The organism is Brevibacterium sp. CSND-B09 (assembly GCF_052906525.1).
In genome coordinates, this window is the sequence record NZ_JBREGI010000001.1 from 718,508 (window position 1) to 736,641 (window position 18,134).

At 64.7% G+C, this 18,134-nt stretch carries 16 protein-coding genes and 1 tRNA gene; 3 read left to right on the forward strand and 14 right to left on the reverse strand.

Annotation, left to right across the window (positions count from 1 at the left end; translation table 11 throughout):
• Nucleotide 1: 1 nt before the first annotated feature.
• The 6 genes from ACU4IU_RS03550 to ACU4IU_RS03575 form a co-directional block, all read right to left on the reverse strand.
• Nucleotides 2–1,606, reverse strand: coding sequence for a uroporphyrinogen-III synthase (locus ACU4IU_RS03550; RefSeq protein WP_139907261.1), 1,605 nt, complete (start codon nucleotides 1,604–1,606; stop codon nucleotides 2–4).
• A complete protein-coding gene (gene hemA, locus ACU4IU_RS03555) occupies nucleotides 1,603–4,080 on the reverse strand; it encodes a glutamyl-tRNA reductase (protein WP_259357110.1) in 2,478 nt (825 codons plus the stop codon). The genes ACU4IU_RS03550 and hemA overlap by 4 nt, the downstream gene beginning before the upstream one ends.
• Nucleotides 4,077–4,772: a redox-sensing transcriptional repressor Rex gene (locus ACU4IU_RS03560; RefSeq protein WP_039206526.1), complete on the reverse strand. Its 696-nt coding sequence runs from the start codon at nucleotides 4,770–4,772 to the stop codon at nucleotides 4,077–4,079. Before ACU4IU_RS03560 ends, hemA begins: the two co-directional genes overlap by 4 nt.
• A gap of 27 nt (nucleotides 4,773–4,799) precedes the next feature.
• Nucleotides 4,800–5,045, reverse strand: coding sequence for a glutaredoxin family protein (locus ACU4IU_RS03565; RefSeq protein WP_172173720.1), 246 nt, complete (start codon nucleotides 5,043–5,045; stop codon nucleotides 4,800–4,802).
• Nucleotides 5,046–5,117: 72 nt separating this feature from the next.
• Nucleotides 5,118–5,216, reverse strand: coding sequence for a 30S ribosomal protein bS22 (locus ACU4IU_RS03570; protein WP_009882927.1), 99 nt, complete (start codon nucleotides 5,214–5,216; stop codon nucleotides 5,118–5,120).
• Nucleotides 5,217–5,466: 250 nt separating this feature from the next.
• The gene (locus tag ACU4IU_RS03575) at nucleotides 5,467–6,663 is read right to left on the reverse strand and encodes an acetoin utilization protein AcuC (RefSeq protein WP_446655885.1); all 1,197 of its coding nucleotides are present in this window, start codon (nucleotides 6,661–6,663) and stop codon (nucleotides 5,467–5,469) included.
• A 59-nt stretch (nucleotides 6,664–6,722) separates the two neighbouring features.
• Between ACU4IU_RS03575 and ACU4IU_RS03580 the strand changes: the two genes are divergently transcribed.
• Together ACU4IU_RS03580 and ACU4IU_RS03585 are read left to right on the forward strand one after the other, a co-directional pair.
• On the forward strand, nucleotides 6,723–8,141 hold the full coding sequence (locus tag ACU4IU_RS03580) for a TrkH family potassium uptake protein (protein WP_248283973.1): 1,419 nt from the start codon (nucleotides 6,723–6,725) through the stop codon (nucleotides 8,139–8,141).
• Nucleotides 8,134–8,796 (forward strand): potassium channel family protein, encoded by a 663-nt coding sequence (locus tag ACU4IU_RS03585; RefSeq protein ID WP_101546810.1) that lies wholly within the window; start codon nucleotides 8,134–8,136, stop codon nucleotides 8,794–8,796. Before ACU4IU_RS03580 ends, ACU4IU_RS03585 begins: the two co-directional genes overlap by 8 nt.
• A gap of 217 nt (nucleotides 8,797–9,013) precedes the next feature.
• On the opposite strand, the gene ACU4IU_RS03590 is transcribed toward ACU4IU_RS03585, so the two are convergent.
• The 4 genes from ACU4IU_RS03590 to ACU4IU_RS03605 form a co-directional block, all read right to left on the reverse strand.
• Nucleotides 9,014–9,084 (reverse strand) — tRNA-Gly (locus ACU4IU_RS03590).
• A gap of 192 nt (nucleotides 9,085–9,276) precedes the next feature.
• Nucleotides 9,277–10,245, reverse strand: a complete 969-nt coding sequence (locus ACU4IU_RS03595) for a hypothetical protein (RefSeq protein ID WP_446655886.1) — start codon at nucleotides 10,243–10,245, stop codon at nucleotides 9,277–9,279.
• Nucleotides 10,246–10,659: 414 nt separating this feature from the next.
• The gene (locus ACU4IU_RS03600) at nucleotides 10,660–12,312 is read right to left on the reverse strand and encodes a solute symporter family protein (protein ID WP_446655887.1); all 1,653 of its coding nucleotides are present in this window, start codon (nucleotides 12,310–12,312) and stop codon (nucleotides 10,660–10,662) included.
• On the reverse strand, nucleotides 12,309–12,650 hold the full coding sequence (locus ACU4IU_RS03605) for a DUF485 domain-containing protein (RefSeq protein WP_139468617.1): 342 nt from the start codon (nucleotides 12,648–12,650) through the stop codon (nucleotides 12,309–12,311). The genes ACU4IU_RS03600 and ACU4IU_RS03605 overlap by 4 nt, the downstream gene beginning before the upstream one ends.
• A 107-nt stretch (nucleotides 12,651–12,757) precedes the next feature.
• Here ACU4IU_RS03605 and ACU4IU_RS03610 point away from each other — a divergent pair, with 107 nt between their 5' ends.
• Nucleotides 12,758–13,639 carry a LuxR C-terminal-related transcriptional regulator gene (locus ACU4IU_RS03610; protein ID WP_446655888.1) on the forward strand — a complete coding sequence of 294 codons (882 nt, stop codon included), beginning with the start codon at nucleotides 12,758–12,760 and terminating at the stop codon, nucleotides 13,637–13,639.
• Nucleotides 13,640–13,654: 15 nt separating this feature from the next.
• Here the strand turns inward: ACU4IU_RS03610 and proC are convergent, their stop codons facing one another.
• From proC to ACU4IU_RS03630, 4 genes are all read right to left on the reverse strand, one after another.
• Entirely contained in the window at nucleotides 13,655–14,491 is an 837-nt protein-coding gene (gene proC, locus ACU4IU_RS03615) for a pyrroline-5-carboxylate reductase (protein ID WP_446655889.1), read from the reverse strand.
• Between the two features lie 134 nt (nucleotides 14,492–14,625).
• On the reverse strand, nucleotides 14,626–15,627 hold the full coding sequence (locus ACU4IU_RS03620; RefSeq protein WP_139468620.1) for a sugar phosphate isomerase/epimerase family protein: 1,002 nt from the start codon (nucleotides 15,625–15,627) through the stop codon (nucleotides 14,626–14,628).
• 95 nt (nucleotides 15,628–15,722) lie between these two features.
• Nucleotides 15,723–17,255 (reverse strand): glycerol kinase GlpK, encoded by a 1,533-nt coding sequence (gene glpK, locus ACU4IU_RS03625; protein WP_139468621.1) that lies wholly within the window; start codon nucleotides 17,253–17,255, stop codon nucleotides 15,723–15,725.
• A 59-nt stretch (nucleotides 17,256–17,314) separates the two neighbouring features.
• Nucleotides 17,315–18,037 (reverse strand): MIP/aquaporin family protein, encoded by a 723-nt coding sequence (locus ACU4IU_RS03630; protein ID WP_139907252.1) that lies wholly within the window; start codon nucleotides 18,035–18,037, stop codon nucleotides 17,315–17,317.
• Nucleotides 18,038–18,134: the final 97 nt, after the last annotated feature.

An 18,134-nucleotide genomic window follows, 5' to 3' on the forward strand; every position in this document is an offset into this window, starting at 1 on the left:
GTCAGGCCTTCCTTCTGCGGCGCTTCTGGCTCGGACGCTGCGGGGAGATCCCGGCTTCCACGTCATCGGCGCGCTGGGTGAGTGCGAATTCGACGAGACCGTCGATGAGAGAGGTGAGGTTGGCTTCCTCGGCGAGGACGTCGACGCGCAGTCCGTGTTCGGCTGCAGTGTTCGCTGTTGCCGGGCCGATGCAGCAGATCACCGAGGTGGGGGCGGGTTTGCCGGCGATGCCGACGAGGTTGCGCACCGTCGATGAGGAGGTGAAGAGGAAGGCGTCGAAGTCGCCGGCCTTGATCGACTCGCGAATCGGAGCCGGCGGCGGAGAGGCGCGCACGGTGCGGTAGGCGGTGACGTCGTCGGGGTCCCACCCCTTCTCCAGCAGTCCGGCCACAAGCACCTCGGTGGCGATATCGGCACGAGGCAGGAGGACCGTGTTCATCGGGTCGATGTCATCGACGAAGTCCGGCCAGGCCGCGGCCAGGCCGCGTGCGGAATGCTCCCCGTCGGGGACGAGGTCGGGGGTGATCCCCCAGTCGACCAGCGCTGCCGCGGTGCGACCGCCCACGGCGGCGACCTTGACGCCGGCCATCGAACGGGAATCGAGTCCGAAGTCTTCGAACCACATGCGCACGGCACGCACGGCGTTCACCGAGGTGAAGCCGACCCATTCGTAAGATCCGTCGACGAGGCCGCGGATCGCCTTCTCCATCTGGGTCGGGGTGCGCGGCGGCTGCACGGCGATGGTCGGCACCACAGTGCCGACGGCGCCGAGCTCGGCCAGGGCTTCGGCGGTGGAGGTGCCCTGTTCCTTCGTCCGCGGGATGAGCACCTGCCAGCCGAAGAGCGGTTTGGATTCGAACCAGCTGAGCTCTCCTCTGGATTCCACTCCCTGCCCCATGATCACCACCATACGATCCGAACCTGTCTGCGCCATGGACAGCGCCTGCTGCAAAGTCGTCTCCACGCTCGTCTGCTCGATGGTGGAGATCCCCCATCCGAGGAGGACCTTCGTGTCCTCGTCCCAGCCGTCGGCGAGCAGGGCTTCGATGGCCTGTTCGTGGGCGGCTGCGCTGCCGGTGAGCACGTGGGTCGTGTTCCGGTGGCGGGAGACGTCGACATGGGTCTGCGGTCCGGCTTCGATGAAACGCACCGACCGGACGCGGTTGGTCGTCAGAGCCGTTCCGGTGTAGGCAGCCGTCGAGGCGGAGAGTCCCACTCCGGGCACGATTTCGACCTCGACCTGTTCCTTGCGGCAGACTCCGGCTTCCGCTGTCGTCGTGGTGAAGATGATTCCGTCGTCCGAGCTCAGCCGCACCACGGTCTTGTCCGGGCGGGCGAGTTCGGCCATGCGGCGACCTCGGGTCGAGGCGGCGACTCCGAGGTCGGCGGCATCGATGAGCGTTGCGGCCTGCGGCACATAGGCGGTGACGATCTCCGAGTGCACATCGGCGTCATAGACGACGGTTTCGGCGGTGGCGAGGATCTCGGCGCCGCGCATCGTCATCAGACCCGATTCGCCGGGCCCGCTGCCGATGAAGACGACGCGCGGAGCAGCCGGCAGGAGTCGGCGCGGCTGCACCTGGCCCGTTGTCGGTTCGCTGTTCATCCCTGCTCCTGAGCCTTGACGGGGGTGAGGTGTTCGGCGCTGGCGGCCGGGTCGATGCCGAGGCGTCCCAGCAGATCCTCGGCCGCTGCGGTGCCGAGTTCGTCGGCGATACGGGCGAGTTCCTTCGCGGTCACCGACAGCTGCTGCTCGCCGGTGCTGCTCCAGTCGACGTCGAGCAGGGCGGGCAGCTCGGTGCTCTGACGCGTGCGGGCGAGCTTGCCGTCATCATCGGCCATCACGGCGTCGACGATGAACTCGGTGCCCTCGATCTTCGCCAGCGCGCCGATCGGAGCCGAACAGCCGGCTTCGGCACGGGAGAGGATCGCGCGCTCGCAGGTCACGGCGAGGTCGGTCGTCTGGTCGTGGATCCGGCGCAGAGCCGCCCGCACCTCGGCGTCGCTGTCGAGGATGTCCGCAGTGGTGGCGAAGGCGCTGTCGGCGCTGCGAGTCTCGACCGCCAAGGCTCCCTGGCCCGGGGCCGGGAGCATGACATCGAAGTTGAGCGAATCGGTGGCCTCGGCCAGCCGCCCGATGCGACGCACTCCGGCGGCGGCGAGGACGACTGCGTCGAGGCGGCCGTCGCGTACATGGGCGATGCGGGTGTCGACGTTTCCACGCACTCCGCGGACCTCGATATCGGGACGTGCGGCACGCAGCTGAACGGCACGACGCGGCGAACCGGTGCCGATGACGGACCCGGAGGGCAGGTCGTTCAGGCTCAGTCCGTCGCGGCCGATGAGGACGTCGGCCGGGTCGACGCGCGGCGGGATGGCTGCCATCTGGATTCCCACCTCGGGGGTGGTGGGCAGGTCCTTGAGCGAGTGCACGGCCAGATCGATCTTGCCCTGGTGGAGGGCCTGTCGGACGGCGGAGACGAAGACTCCGGTGCCGCCGAAACCGGCCAGGGGCGACATATTGACATCGCCCTCGGTGACGACCTCGACGATCTCGACGCGCCAGCCGGTCAGAGCCGCGATCTGGTGGGCGATCGCCGTGGACTGGGAACGAGCCAGCTGTGACCGGCGGGTGCCCAGACGCACGGTGCGGCCGGTGAAGTGTTCGGGTTCGACGATGTCGAGGGTGTGATCGGCGACTGGGCGGATGCCGTCGGCCTCGACATGATGCGCGCTGGCGGCCTTCGCGACCTTCGTCTCCGGAGCGGTCTTGGCGTGGGCGACTTTGTTGACCGGCAGGTCGAAGAGCTGCATGAGAGCCTGGGCGTAGTCGACCTCGGATTCGGTCACCGCGAGTTCCTTGACCTTCACGGTCGGGGTGTGGATGAGCTTCTCCGCCACCCGGTGCAGGGATTTGCGGATCTCTGCGAACGCCTTCTCGTCGACGGAGTCGCCGAGCTTCTTCTCCAGGCGCTGTGTCTCGGAGGCGAGCACATCTTTGGCATGGGAGCGCAGAGCGGTCACGGTCGGAGCGACCGAGCGCTCCTTGTTGCCGGTGGCGATGTTCTCCAGCTCGGCGGCGATGATGGCGCGGACTTCGTCGATGGTGCCGGCGACCTTCGCATCGCTTTCCTTATCGGAGCCGCGCAGCAGTTCGCGGATCTCGCCGAGGCCGAAGAGGGCGACATGTTCGAACTCGCGGACGCTGGGGTCGATGTCGTGCGGCAGGGCGAGGTCGATGAACGCCTTGTTCGCCGCGCCCTTGGGGTTCTGCGAGAGTCCGGCGACGATGTCGTCGCGGCTGACGACGACTCCGCGGGCACCGGTGCAGGAGACGATGAGGTCGGCGTCGGCGATCTCCTCGGCCATGATGCGTGGGGTGAGTTCGCGGGCACGTCCGCCCACCTCGGCGACGAGGCGTTCGGCCTTGTCGAGCGTCCGGTTGAGCACGGTGATGTGGGCGACGCCTTCCTTGTGTAGCCCGGACACGACGAGCCCCGACATGGCTCCGGCGCCGATGACGAGTGCATTCGCTGCACGCAGGGACCCGATGTGCGCGGCCGATGCCTCGATGCCTGCACCGAACAGGGACCGTGCGACGTCTCCGAGGTCGGTCTCCGAATGGGCGCGCTTGCCCACACGCAGCGCCTGCTGCAGCGCCTGGGAGAGTTCGGAGGTCAGTGCCTTGTCCGACTGCGATTCCGTGAACGCCGTCCGGAGCTGACCGAGGATCTGGGCTTCGCCGATGGCCATGGAGTCGAGTCCACAGGCGACCTTGAGCAGGTGCTCCATGGCCTGGTGGTCGTAGTGGGCGTAGAAGTGCCCGGCGATATCTGACCATTCTTTGTCGATCGACGACACGAGCGCGTTGCCGAGGTCGGCCAGTCCCCCGTGGAAGGCGGAGACGTCGGCGATGAGTTCGAGGCGATTGCACGTCGAGAGCACGGCGAGTCCCTCGATGTTCTCTCCGGCCAGGGCGTCCCGTCGCAGAGTGCCGACCTCACCGGCGCCGAAGGCCATTCGATCGAGCATGTCGATCGGAGCCGACTGATGTGAAATGCCGAGAACCAAGAGAGTCAATTCCTGTGCTCCTCAAAACCAGGGTTGAGCGGTGCCGTGTCCAGCGCCGAATAGTATGCGAGTACTTGCAGCTCACTGGCCAAGTCGACTTGATGGACACGCACGGTATCCGGTGCGTCGAGCACGGTGGGTGAGAAGTTGAGAATGCCGCGCACACCTGCTTCGACGGCCTTCTGGGCCGCCGCGGGTGCCGCGGCTGCGGGGACGGCCATGACCACCAGGTCGATGTGTTCGGACCAGGCGGGAAGGTCGTCCAGGGAAGAGACGGTCAGGGCACCGATGGAGGTGCCGATCTTCTCCTCGTCGATGTCGAAGACGGCGGTCAGGCGCAGGCCGCGCCGACGGAATCCGGCGTAATCGGCCAGTGCCGAGCCGAGACGTCCGGCGCCGATGATGGCGACGCGGCGGTCGCGGTCGAGGCCGAGGAAAGTCCGCAGCGTCGCGGCCAGCTCCGGACAGGAGTAGCCGACCCCACGGGTTCCCGATCGTCCCAGCTGGGACAGGTCTTTGCGCAGAATCGACGGGGACACACCGCTGCGGGCGGCAAGGTCCTCCGACGAAACTGTGTCCTGGCCGGTGGCGGCAATCGTCTCGACGGTCTGCAGATAGATCGGGAGTCGGGATATCACGCGCTCGGGTACGTCCTTGCGAACGACACCCTCAATCCTGTTGGCGGACAGAATCTCGCCCACGAATCCGCCTCACTCCTTCAATCGATCTCATGCGCCCAAGGCGTCGAGCGCCTTGGACAGCCGATCCCTATCGACTCGATGAAAACTGTGTTGTCGCCCGTTGAGGAGAACGACCGGAACGTCCCAGCCGTACTGCGCGGCCAGATCGTCATCCGTATCGATGTCGATCTCGGTCACGGTCACATCTCTGCCTGCAGCCACCTCGGTGACGGTCTGCAGCGCATCAGCGCACAGATGGCAGTCGACACGTGTGAGAAAGGTCAGATCGACCATGGCTCACTCCTCATCGGGTGCAACAAACCCCGCCGAGAAATCACTCGAGCGGGGGCGTAGGACCGTTGGGTCTTACTTCTTGTTGCGACGCTGGTGACGTGTCTTGCGAAGCTGCTTGCGGTGCTTCTTCTTCGACATACGCTTGCGGCGCTTCTTGATGACTGAGCCCACTCGGGTACCCCTTGTGCTTGTCGGTGGAGGGTGAACATCAGGTGCCCACCCATTGAACTAACCGTGCAATTCTATCGCTTGGCCGCCTGCTTTCCCAAAACTGTGTCCAGATCCACAACGGCGGTGCCAGGCGATCCGCGCGGACGCGGGGATCGGGTTCGGCCCGGGTGGCGTGCACGGCAGGGCCGGACTCGCGTTCGGCTGGGTCGACGGGCGTCGACCGATCTCGCTCAGTCGAAGCAGCCCCCGCTCAGTCGAAGTAGGGGTCGAGTGCGAAGAAAGGGAAGATGTTCTTCCGAGTGCCCATCACGGCACGGTCGAGTTCGACTTCGGGGTCGAACCCCTTCGACCATGGTTCGAACGCCCCGTCGAAGCCGTCCGTCATCGACAGCGGCGCCTCGCGCCCGGTCTTCGTCTGCGCGTAGGAGGCCCAGCGTCCGGGGATCCGGGCTCCGGGATCGATATCGCGGCCGGCGGCGACGGCCAGCAGGTTCGTCCAAGCGCGGGGCACAACGTCGATGATCGCGTAGCCCCCTCCCCCGACGGACAGCCAGCGTCCATCGGCATGGTCGACGGCGAGGTCGCGGATGCGTTCGGCGGCGATGCGCATCGCGTCGACGCTCAGGCGCATATGGGTCAGCGGGTCCGCCCGGTGACCGTCGCACCCGTGTTGGGAGACGACGACCTGAGGCTCGAAGGCTGCGACGACCTGCGGGACGGTGGCGTCGAAGGCGCGCAGCCAGTCCGCGTCGCCCGTGCGCGGGGGCAGAGCGATATTCACCGCCGAGGCGGCCGCCTTGAGTCCCCCGATATCGGCGGGGAATCCGGTGCCGGGGAAGAGGAACTTCCCCGATTCGTGGATCGAGATCGTGAGCACTCGCGGGTCGTCCCAGAAGAACGTCTCGACACCGTCACCGTGGTGGGCGTCGATGTCGAGGTAGACGATGCGCTCGTATCCGGCGTCGAGGAATTCGGTGATCGCTCCGGCCGCGTCGTTGTAGACGCAGAACCCGCTGGCCTTGCCGGGCATCGCGTGGTGCATTCCGCCGCAGAAGTTCACCGCGCGCCGAAAGTCCCCGGAGATGATCGCGTTCGCGGCGTTGACGCTGCCTTGGAACAGCAGCGCCGAGGCGGTGTGCATATTCTCGAACCCGGGAACATCCTCGGTGCCGATTCCGTATCTGTTCGCGTCCTGCTCCTCGAGGCCCTCCTCGGTGCCGGCCTGCTTGACCGCGGCGATGTAGTCGGGGTCGTGGAGGCGGGCGAGCTTCGCCTCATCGATCTCACCGATGGGATTGACGTGGACGTTGTCTGCGTCGAAGAGTCCGAAGTCCTCGGCGAGCTTCGCTGTCAGGTCGAGCCTGAGAGGGTGCATGGGGTGGCTGGGACCGAAGTTGTAACCGGTCACTTCGTCGTCCCAAACGACATACACATCATTTTCGGCCATGCCCACCATGCTATATGGCACAGCTCACTTGCGCCGATTCCGGGGCCACCGGCTCTACCATGGTGCTTGTGTCCAAGAATTCCTCGCCGCGCTTCGATCGGCTGCTGAAGCCGGGCCGGTGGGTCCGTGACTTCGTCGACGACCTCGCCGTGGCCTCACCGGCTCGATTGGCGATCGGGTCCTTCGTCGCCGTCGTCGCGGCGTTCGCGATCCTGCTGATGCTGCCGGCGAGCATGCGCGACCCCGGTTCGGTCGATCAGGCCACGCACATCGCGAACTCGGTGTTCGTGGCGGTCTCAGCCGTGTGCGTGACCGGACTGACCCCGGTCGTCACGGAGGAGTACTGGTCGGACTTCGGGATCTCGGTCATCACCGCCGGCATCCAGGTCGGCGGTCTCGGAATCCTCACCCTCGCCTCGGTGCTGGGCATGGCGGTCTCCAGGAGGCTGGGAGTCCGGCAGCGCCTGATCGCTCAGCAGGCCACCTCGGCGCTCAATCTGGGTCAGGTCGGCTCGCTGCTCAAGACAGTGGTCATCACCATCTTCACCGCCGAGTCGATCCTCGCGGTGCTGCTGTTCCCACGGTTCCTCATCCGCGGGGAATCGCTCGGCGACTCCATCTGGTACTCGGTGTTCTACTCGATCTCGGCGTTCAACAACGCCGGTTTCACCATCCACGAAGGCGGTGCGGCGTACTTCGCCTCGGATCCGTGGATTCTGTCCCTGCTCATGGCGGGGGTGTTCGTCGGGTCGCTGGGGTTCCCCGTCGTGCTCATGGTCGCGATGTTCTGGAACCGGCCCAGCCGCTGGGATCTGCATACGAAGCTGACATTGACGACCACGACGACGGTGCTGGCGATCGGTCTGCTCCTGTTGGCGCTGTTCGAGTCGGCGAACCCGGCGACCCTGGGCGATAAGAATGCCGGCCATACCTTCGTCGAAGTGCTGTTCATGGCGGTCATGCCCCGGTCCGGCGGCTTCTCGACGATGGAGGTCGCGGACATGAGCCAGGCGTCGCATCTGCTCATGGACCTCATGATGTTCATCGGCGGCGGTTCGTCGTCGACAGCAGGCGGAATCAAGGTGACGACGGTGGCCGTGCTTGTCCTCGCTGCGTATGCCGAGGCCAGGGGTCTGCAGGACGTGCACGTGTTCGGTCGGCGGCTGACGTCGTCGACGATCAAACTGTCGATCTCGATTCTGCTCACCGGTGCGATGATCGTCTTCATCGGCACCCTGACGATGCTGCAGATCAGTGCGGAACCGCTCGATCGGGTGCTGTTCGAGGTGATCTCCGCATTCGGCACCGTGGGTCTGAGCTCCGGGGTGTCGGCGACCTCGCCGGATTCGGGACTCTATGTTCTGTCGGTGATCATGCTCATCGGTCGACTCGGTACGATTACACTGGCGGCTGCACTGTCTATGCAGGATTCGGTGCGCCTGTACCGCTACCCCGAGGAAAGGCCGGTCGTTGGCTAACGAACACACTTCAATCCTGGTCATCGGACTGGGGCGTTTCGGGTCCTCGACCGCGGCGACTCTTGCCCGCCTGGGGCGCGAGGTCATGGCCATCGAGCACAACCCCGAGCTCGTCAAGGATTGGAGCGGCAAACTCACGCACGTCGTCGAAGCCGATTCGACGAACATCGACGCACTGCGGCAGGTCGGTGCCGGTGACTTCTCGACTGCCGTCGTCGGGATCGGAACCTCGATCGAAGACAGCGTGCTCACGACCGCCAACCTCGTCGACCTGGGCGTTTCGCAGGTGTGGGCGAAGGCGATCTCGCCGTCGCACGGCAAGATCCTCCACCGCATCGGCGCCCACCATGTGCTCTACCCGGAGTCGGACGCAGGTCGCCGCGTCGCCCACCTGGTCAGCTCCCGGATGATGGAGTACATCGAGTTCGATGAGGGCCATTTCGCCGTGGTGAAGATGCGGCCGCCGCGGGAGATCCAGGGCTTCACTCTCAGCGAGTCCGGTGTCCGCGACAAGTACGGAGTGACGATCGTGGGCATCAAGAGCCCCGGCCGCGACTTCACCTACGCCGATCCGACGACCCGCGTGGGCAAACAGGATCTGCTCATCGTCGCCGGTCACGTCGAGCTGCTCGGCCGCTTCGCCGGCCGCCCGTAGCTTCCGAGTCCGCGTCGAACCGCCGGTTCACCGACCGGCTGCATCCGCGGGTCCAAAGCGTGTATGCCGTGATCTTGATCAGGGCATCTGCATTTCGAGGCAGTTGGCGCACCGGTCAGGTCCGACACCACCGCGGCGGCACACGCTGCGAGCGGCGAACACCCCGCATCGTGGGTCTCGGATCGCTGGCATAGCCAGTGTGGGTGCGCGGTATGAGAGCGGGCGACGGGAATCGAACCCGCGTCGTCGGCTTGGGAAGCCGAAGCTTTACCATTAAGCTACGCCCGCGCGTCGCCACCGAAGTCGAACTGTTCGCCCAGGCAGGGCCCGGTGCGGTCATGCCGTGGTCAGCGACTCGGACCAGTCTACAGCGTCTGGCCCGAGGTACATCCGACATTCGCGGGTTCAAAGAGTAAAAGCAGTGACTTCGGTCGGGGCATCTGCATTTTCAAGCAGTTGGTGCCGTGGTTGGGTGCGAGCTCAGGAACGCACCCGTGGGGCGATGAACGCCCTGAGCTGCGGGGCCTGCCCGAAGAGTTTGGTTGCGCACTCTTCAAGGTGGGTCACCTCGTCGAAGCTCAGACGGACGATTCTGTACCCGAGCTCCAGCAGCCGATTGAATTGACGGACCTCTTTCCGAATGAGCCGAACTCCGTTATCGGCATATTTGGAGAAGCCGTCGATGAGCACGATAGTCCGCGATTTCTCGTGCAGAAAGTCCACGCGAGCGATGACCGTGTGCCCGTCCCGGATCCTGACTTGCTGGCTGAATCCGGTCAGTCTCAGCTGCATGAGGTTGTACACGAAACGGCTCTCTGCGTAGCTTTCCGACAGCGGCCCCGCTGAAGACAGCAGACGTTGAGCTCTCGCTTGGCCCTTTGACAGCCGGCCGAGCACAGGCATGAAGTCTTCAGCAATGCAGAGCTCAGCTAATCCCAAAGTGTCCGGCGGATATCCGAATCTTGCCGCCTCGTCGGCCCCTTCGTCAGACCCGAATGCTGATCTGCGCAGACACCGTTCGAGTGCGACGAAGCCCTCCGGTTCACCAAGTTGGCCGATAAGATCGAAGGCGGTGCGAATGGGTGAAGTCAACGACATCTTGCCTATGCGAACGACGTCCTCTTCAGGAACGGTCTTCGACGTCCTCGACACGTCGGCGCTGTTGTGTCGCTTCTTCGGGTGAGCGATGAAGACCTTCCCCCGAGGCGGTCGATGCAGCGGAAGGTCATGGACGAATGCGGCGGAGACTCCCCAGATCACGTCGTCAAATCGGTAGTGCGGGTACGAAGCCACTCGCAGCTTCTCGAACATATCGAGGAGTTCGAAACGAGGCCTCCCCGACTCCGGGTCGGTCTGCTCGACGACTCTGTGAATCCACGCTTCGTCCGTGATGAACTCCGCTATCGCACCATGTCTGAGATTCGAGCAGCGGGCGATGACAGAATACATCCCTTGAGTGAGTGCCAAAAGGCAGCAGTCTTTGGCGTCACGGATGCATCTGCTCTGCACCCCACGCGCCCTGAGTTCACTGGTGCGGACCACGTTGTACATGCGGCAAGACTGTCGCTACGAATGAGACTCCGACAAGGCCTCCTCAACCGCCTGTGGAATCGCCCTCGGCATCCACACCCATAAGACGTCCGAGTCCGCATGCTGTCAACAGTCCACGGCGTTTGAGTCAGCGGCGCCTCCGCCCCCGCGTGGTACTCGATTGCAGCCGAGTTCTCAGCGCAAGGGTGCGTGCGCCGAGATGGTCACGACGCGGCCATAACGCTGCGGTATCCACAACCGCGTGTTCGAAGTGCATGCGTGCTGATCGGAATCGGGTCGTCTGCACTTCGAACACGCGGATGGCGGAATGGGTCAGTGCTCGACAGCCTCCTCGGCGCCGAATCCGGTATGGGCACGGACGTCCATTTCGGCGGCCAGCTCGGGACTCTCCACCGTTCGATCCGTCACCGAGGCGATCCACCCGAGGATGAAGCCGAGCGGGATCGAGATGATGCCGGGGTTCGACAGCGGGAAGATCGCGAAGTCGGCACCGGGGATCATCGCGGTCTCGGAGCCGGAGACGACCGGCGAGAAGGCGATGAGCACCATCGCCGAGATCAGTCCGCCGTAGATCGACCACACCGCACCGCGGGTGGTGAAGCGCTTCCAGAACAGCGAGTACACGATCGTGGGCAGGTTCGCGCTGGCGGCGACGGCGAAGGCCAGCGCCACAAGGAATGCGATGTTCTGCCCCTGCACTCCGATGCCGCCGATGATCGCGACCGCACCGATGACGACGACGGTGCGACGGGCGATCTTGACCTCCGCCTCGGAGTCTTCGACCTTGCCCCTCTTGATGACGTTTGCGTAGATATCGTGAGCGAACGAGGCCGCCGCGGTGATCGCCAGGCCCGCCACCACCGCGAGGATCGTGGCGAACGCGACCGCGGAGATGAAGCCCATGAGCAGCGGCCCTCCGAGCTGCAGCGCCAGGAGCGGCGCCGCGGAGTTCACGCCGCCAGGAGCGTTCTTGATCGCGTCGGCGCCGACGAGTGCGGCCGCACCATAGCCGAGCACGAGGGTGAAGAGGTAGAACGCACCGATGAGCCAGATCGCCCACACCACGGATCGGCGAGCTTCCTTAGCCGTGGGGACGGTGTAGAAGCGCATGAGCACGTGGGGCAGACCCGCCGTGCCCAGCACGAGCGCCAGTGCCAGGGAGATGAAGTCGAGCGGATTCTCGCCGTACTGCAGACCCGGGTTGAGGACGCCTTCCCCGACTCCTTCGGCTGCGTTGTCCACGGCCGAGGCCAGCAGGGTCGAGAGGCTGAAGCCGTTGAGTGCGAGCACCCAGATGGTCATGGCGAAAGCACCGGCGATGAGCAGAATCGCCTTGACGATCTGCACCCAGGTGGTGCCCTTCATTCCGCCGACGAGAACGTAGATGATCATCAGCGCGCCGACGACGGCGATGACCAGCGACTGGCCGACCTTGCCGTCGATCCCCATGAGCAGAGACACGAGCCCGCCGGCACCGGCCATCTGCGCGAGCAGGTAGAAGAAGCAGACCGCCAGGGTCGACAGGGCTGCTGCCATGCGTACGGGGCGCTGTTTGAGGCGGAAGGACAGCACGTCGGCCATGGTGAATTTGCCGGTGTTGCGCATGAGTTCGGCGACGATGAGCAGAGCGACGAGCCAGGCGACGAGGAAGCCGATCGAGTAGAGGAATCCGTCGTAGCCGTTGACGGCGATCGCACCGCAGATGCCGAGGAAGGATGCGGCAGAGAGGTAGTCACCGGCGATGGCGAAGCCGTTCTGCGGTCCGGTGAACGACCGGCCACCCGCATAGTAGTCCGAGGCGGATCTGTTGTTGCGGCTGGCCCGCAGAACGATGAACATCGTGACCGCGACGAATGCGGCGAAGATCGTGATGTTGAGGACCGGGTTGTTCTCCACCTCGGTGGTCGCTGCGCTGAGGAGGTCGACTCCCGAAGCGACGAAGTCTCCGATTGCCAGAGTGCTCATGAGCGGTGTCCTTCCGATTCGGCCTGCAGTCGTTCACGGATCGCCTCCGCGGGAGGGTCGAGCTTCTTGTTGGCGAACGAGACGTAGAACATCGTGATCGCGAAGGTCGTCACGAACTGCAGCAGCCCGAATACGAGTCCGATGTTGATCTCCCCCACGACCTTCGTCGACATGAAGTCGTGGGCGTACGTGCTGAGGATGACGTAGAGGAAGTACCAGACGAGGAACGCGATCGACAGCGGGATCACCACCGAGAAGCGCTTGCGTTTGAGGGCCTTGAACTCCGGCTTCTCCTCCTCTGCGAGGAAGTCAACACCGGTGTTGACAGGGTCAGTCATTCTTTCTCCTTTGAATGGACAGAACATCAGTGTCCTGAATCACATGACCCAAAGGTAACGTTCAGCATGCGCTAGGGAATACCACCGAAAGTTGGTAGCTTGTTCACATGAATGCGCACGCCAAGGAAACGCGGGCACTCAAGGTCGAGACCCGTCGCCTATTCGTCGAAGCCGTCGATTCCCTGCACCAGAGCGGCACCGGTGACGTCGTCTTCGGAGGTATGGTCGAAGAGGATTCGGTCGCGGTCGAAGCCGTCGCCGGAGCCGACAAGGACCTGCTCTCGAACCTCATCGTCAGCACCGGGCGCGGCCTCGGCGGTCGGGCCATGACCGAAGGCACTCCGCAGCTGACCCGCGACTATGAGATCGACCCGCTCATCACCCACCATTACGACGAGGAGGTGCTCGGCGAGGGCATCCGCGTCCTCGTCGCCGTCCCGACTCTGCACGGCGGTGAGGTCACCGGTATGGTCTACTGCGGCCACCGCGCGGACTACAACGCCGCTGCCCCGCAGACGGGAGACCTCGTCAGACGGGTACGACAGCTTTCGGTCGATCTCGCTCGACTCGGATACCGGCAGGAACCGCGCGGCCCTGTCAAGGAGGAACCGCTCTACCCGGATCTGGATCCCTCGGGACGCGAAGCTCTCCGGCACACCTATGCCGAGCTGAGGGCGATCCGCTCCGGGATCGTCGATGAGGAGACCAGGGAGAAGCTCACCGGCATCGAGGCGCGCCTGGCCGATATTCTCTCCGGACACAATCCGGAGAGCTTCCAGACGCCGGTACCCGCAGTCAGGCTGTCGCCGAGGGAGACCGACATCCTCTCGCATGTCGCCTTGGGATGGCCGAATGCCCGCATCGCCGAGGCGCTGTCGCTGCGCGAGTCGACGGTGAAGTCCTATCTCAATACGGCGATGGTCAAGCTCTCGGCACGGACCCGGCATGAGGCCGTGTCGATCGCCCGCTCGTCCCACGTCCTCCCCTGAACGGGGAGATCCGGCTCAGCCGTTGATGACCTCGGAGTTCTCCTGTTCCATCTCCAGGGAACGGTCTGCTGCCGCCTGCGCGGCCGCCTCGGCGATATCGAAGATCCCGGAGTCGAGGAACTGCTGGAGACCGGCCAAGGTCGTTCCGCCCTTGCTGCTCACGGCCTGACGCTGAGCGGCGGGGTCGGGCTTCTCGGTCAGGAGTCGGCCGGCACCGTCGGCGGTGGCCACGACCATCTGGCGGGCGACGTCCTCGCTGAGACCCTGCTTGACGCCCGCGGCAATCATGGCTTCGGCGAGGAGGAAGAAGTACGCCACTCCGGACCCGGAGATGCCGGTCATGGCCGGGATCTGGGATTCGTCGAGATCGACGACGAGGCCAGCGCCCGACAGCAGGGACTTCAGTGTGTCCACACTGGCGGCGGTCACCTCGGCGGTGGGGGCCAGTGCGATGACGCCGTGGCCGATGGCGCTCGGCGTGTTCGGCATGATCCGCACGATCGGATTCTCGGGGGCGAGCTTCGCAAGGTCAGCCGCGGCGACACCGGCTGCCATGGACACGAGCACGGAGTCCCGGTCGAGGTCGTCGGTGAGCTCGCGCAGGGTATCGGCCATCATCCACGGCTTCACACCGAGGAAGACGAAATCGGCGCTGGACACGGCTTTCCGATTCGCTTCGGCGTCATCCTCCAGCGAGGTGACCGTGGCGGTGGGCAGATCACTGCGGAGCCGCTGCGCCGAGTCGGTCGAGTTCGTCGTCGCGCGGACGGTGATGCTCGCGTCGGCGGTGAGGATTCCCTGGATGAGGGCCGTGCCCATGTTGCCGGTTCCGATGGAGGCGATGGTGGTCAAAGTGCGTCAGCCTTTCGATATCTGATGTGCGGTGGTCGGTGGGTGTCCATGCGCTGAAGCGTGCCGATGCGTGACCGAGCGAAGCGAGGCGAAGACGGGCAGGGTGATGTGCGAGGTCGCAGGCGCTCGCAGGGTCAGCTCTCGGCGCCGGATGATCCGGACTGCGAGGACTTGTGCTCGGAGGTGCGGGTGTGGCTGTGGGCGTTGCGACGTGGAGTATCCGCGTCGAGGCCGAGGTGCTCACGGGCGAAGGCGATGGAGTCGGCGAGCATCTTCTCGCGCGCTGACTGTCTGCGGACGAATCGGGTGTTGACCTCGACGACGACGTCGCCCTGCCAATTGTGTTTGGCGAGGTACTGCAGGGTCTCGGCGACGGGCATGGTGCCTTCGCCCGGAACGAGATGTTCGTCCTTGAGGGAGCCGGCACCGTCGGTGAGGTGGACGTGACGGAGCTGGTCGAAGATCTCGCTCACCGTCTCCAATGCGTTCATGCCGGCGGTGGAGGCGTGGGAGAAGTCGAAGGTGAGGTCGTCGTAGTCCTCGTCCAGGGGGTTCCAGTCGGGGTAGTAGACCTGGATCTCGCGCAGGCCGGCCCGCCAGGGGTACATGTTTTCCACGGCCAGTCTCACACCGGTCTCCTGGGCGACCTGGCGGACGCCGTCGACGAAGCCGAGGGCGTATTCGCCCTGCCAGCGGAACGGCGGGTGGAGGACGACCGTGTCGGCGCCCACTGCCTTGGCGAGGTTCGCGGTGATCCGCAGCTTCTCCCAATGGTCTTTGTGCAGCACTCGGGGCAGGAACAGCAGGGTCGGGGCGTGCAGGGAGATGACGTCGAGTCCGGTGTCGCCGGCGAGCCCGTTGATGAGGTCGACGTCGCGGGTCTCGGTGTTATGGGTGACCATGATCTCGACGCCGTCGTAGCCGTGTTTGGCTGCCTGGGTGAAGGTCTCTTCGACGGTCATTGGTGAGACGGAGGAGCTGGAGAGGCCGAGCCTGATCCGGTTGTCGGAGACGTGATGGGCGTCTTTCTCATAGACGTCGTGTTTGTCGAAGTACTCCTTATGGCGCTTCGAATTCGAGCGCGCAGAATTCTTGGTGGTCAACACCTTCCGCTGGGACTTCGACTTCTTGCTCATCTCTTCCAGTCTAACGCGGCTCCCCCTCCCCAGAACTACCTGACGGCGGCCCAGCAACCTCGCGCGAGGTTGCTGGGCCGCCGTCAGGTAGTAATTCAGGCGTAGAGGGCTTCGGTGTCGTCGTCGACCCATTTCTTCGACTTCTCCACCGCCTTGTTCCAGAGGCGGTAGAGGCGGTCGACCGTCTCATCATCCATCGACGGGTTCCAGCGCTTGTCCTCGCGCCAGTTGCCCTTCACGTCGTCCTCACCGTTCCAGAACTTCACGGCGATGCCTGCCGCATAGGCCGCACCCAGTGCCGTGGTCTCGATGACCTCGGGACGGATGACGGGCACGCCGAGGAGGTCGGCCTGGAACTGCATGAGCGTCTCGTTGGCGACCATGCCTCCGTCGACCTTGAGCTCGGTGAGTTCGACACCGGAGTCGAGGTTCATCGAGTCGAGGACCTCGCGCGACTGGAAAGCCACGGATTCCAGGGCGGCACGGGCGATGTGGTTCTTGTTCACATACCGGGTCAGACCCACCATCACGCCGCGAGCATCGGACTCCCAGTGCGGGGCGAAGAGTCCGGAGAACGCCGGCACGATATAGCAGCCGCCGTTGTCCTCGACCTGTTTGGCCAGGGTCTCGACCTCGGGGGCGTCCTTGATGATGCCGAAGTTGTCGCGCAGCCACTGCACGAGCGAACCGGTCACCGCCACCGACCCCTCGAGCGCGTAGACGGCATCGTCCTCGCCGATCTTGTACGCGACCGTGGTGAGCAGACCGTTCTTGCTGGCCACCGGCTCATTGCCGGTGTTGATGAGCATGAAGTTGCCGGTGCCGTAGGTGTTCTTCGCCTGACCCTTCTCGAAACAGGCCTGACCGAACGTCGCAGCCTGCTGATCGCCGAGGATGCCGCAGATCGGGGTGTCGATGATGAGTCCGTTCTTCGCCCCGTAGCCGTAGATCTCCGAGCAGGACTTGATCTCGGGCAGCATCTCGACGGGAATGCCCATATCTGCCGCGATGTCAGGGTTCCAGTCGAGGGTGTCGATGTTCATCAGCATCGTCCGCGAGGCGTTGGTGACGTCGGTGACGTGGATTCCGCCGTTGACCCCGCCGGTGAGATTCCAGATCACCCAGGTGTCCATGGTGCCGAAGAGCAGGTCCCCGGCCGCGGCGGCTTCCTTGACCCCGTCGACGTTGTCGAAGATCCATTTGGCCTTCGGGCCGGCAAAGTAGGTCGCCAGGGGCAGACCCACCCGGTCCTTGTACTTGTCCGGTCCTTCGTCCCCGGCGAGTTCGTCGCAGACCTTCTGGGTGCGTGCGTCCTGCCACACGATGGCGTTGTAGACGGGTTCGCCGGTGTTCTTGTTCCAGATGACGGTGGTCTCACGCTGGTTCGTGATGCCCACGCCCTCGAGCTGGTGGCGGTTGATATTCGCCCGAGCCAGGGCCTGGCCGATCGCCTCGTTGGTGTTCTTGATGATCTCAACCGGGTCGTGCTCGACCCAGCCGGCGCGAGGGAAGATCTGCTCGTGTTCCAGCTGGCCGGACGACACGATCTGCCCGTCATGGTTGAAGACGATCGCCCGCGACGAGGTGGTGCCCTGGTCGATGGCGAGGATGAACTTTTCCTGACTCATTCTGACTCCTGTGTCGAAGTGGTTTGTCTGTGAGCGTGCTCAGTTGTCTGTGATCGTACTCAGACGAATGCCTGGGAGGCCAGACCGGCGACGACGCCGCCGACCAGCGGTCCGGCGATCGGCACCCACGAGTACGCCCAGTCGGAGCCGCCTTTGTTCGGGATCGGCAGCAGTGCGTGGACGATGCGCGGACCGAGGTCACGCGCCGGGTTGATGGCGTAGCCGGTGGGTCCGCCCAGCGAAGCGCCGATGACGACGACGAGGAGGCCGACGGCCAAGGGTCCAAGCTCGTGTGGGGTCTTGCCGAAGAGGAGGATGACGAACACGAGGACGAATGTCGCGATCACCTCGGTGACGAAGTTCCAGCCGTAGGAGCGGAGCTCCGGACCGGTGGAGAAGGTGCCGAGGATGTTGCCAGCGTCCTTCTCCTCGTCGTAGTGCTTCTTGTACACGGCCCACGCGAGGACCGCGCCGAGCATCGCTCCGATCATCTCGGCCGCGAGATAGGCGATGGTGTTGCCGAAAGTCACGGCGATGCCGGGTGCATATTCGTCGGCTCCGCTGGCGAGGATGCCGAAGGTCACGGCGGGGTTGAGGTGTGCGCCGGTCTTATAAGCGACGAAGACACCGGCGAAGACCGCGAGGCCCCAGCCGAAGGAGATCAGCAGCCAGCCTCCGCCGTTGCCTTTGGTCTTGCCGAGGACGACATTGGCGACGACGCCGACGCCGAGCAGCATGAGCATCGCCGTACCGGCGATCTCGAAGAGGAAGATGGTGCCCATATCTCACAAACTCCTATTGTTTGTCTTTCCGGAGGGTGTCCCGGTCGATGGTCGACCCGGAGGGTGCTCCGGGGTCGGTCGATATTCGATTGTCGGT

Excerpts from the sequence above, each read along its gene's own strand:
- ACU4IU_RS03620 (WP_139468620.1), bottom strand. The coding sequence starts at position 15,627 with ATGAGCAAGAAGTCGAAGTCCCAGCGGAAGGTGTTGACCACCAAGAAT.
- ACU4IU_RS03580 (WP_248283973.1), top strand. The coding sequence starts at position 6,723 with ATGGTGCTTGTGTCCAAGAATTCCTCGCCGCGCTTCGATCGGCTGCTG.
- glpK (WP_139468621.1), bottom strand. The coding sequence starts at position 17,255 with ATGAGTCAGGAAAAGTTCATCCTCGCCATCGACCAGGGCACCACCTCG.
- ACU4IU_RS03630 (WP_139907252.1), bottom strand. The coding sequence starts at position 18,037 with ATGGGCACCATCTTCCTCTTCGAGATCGCCGGTACGGCGATGCTCATG.
- ACU4IU_RS03605 (WP_139468617.1), bottom strand. The coding sequence starts at position 12,650 with ATGACTGACCCTGTCAACACCGGTGTTGACTTCCTCGCAGAGGAGGAG.
- ACU4IU_RS03600 (WP_446655887.1), bottom strand. The coding sequence starts at position 12,312 with ATGAGCACTCTGGCAATCGGAGACTTCGTCGCTTCGGGAGTCGACCTC.
- ACU4IU_RS03565 (WP_172173720.1), bottom strand. The coding sequence starts at position 5,045 with ATGGTCGATCTGACCTTTCTCACACGTGTCGACTGCCATCTGTGCGCT.
- ACU4IU_RS03550 (WP_139907261.1), bottom strand. The coding sequence starts at position 1,606 with ATGAACAGCGAACCGACAACGGGCCAGGTGCAGCCGCGCCGACTCCTG.
- ACU4IU_RS03575 (WP_446655885.1), bottom strand. The coding sequence starts at position 6,663 with ATGGCCGAAAATGATGTGTATGTCGTTTGGGACGACGAAGTGACCGGT.
- ACU4IU_RS03610 (WP_446655888.1), top strand. The coding sequence starts at position 12,758 with ATGAATGCGCACGCCAAGGAAACGCGGGCACTCAAGGTCGAGACCCGT.
- ACU4IU_RS03595 (WP_446655886.1), bottom strand. The coding sequence starts at position 10,245 with ATGTATTCTGTCATCGCCCGCTGCTCGAATCTCAGACATGGTGCGATA.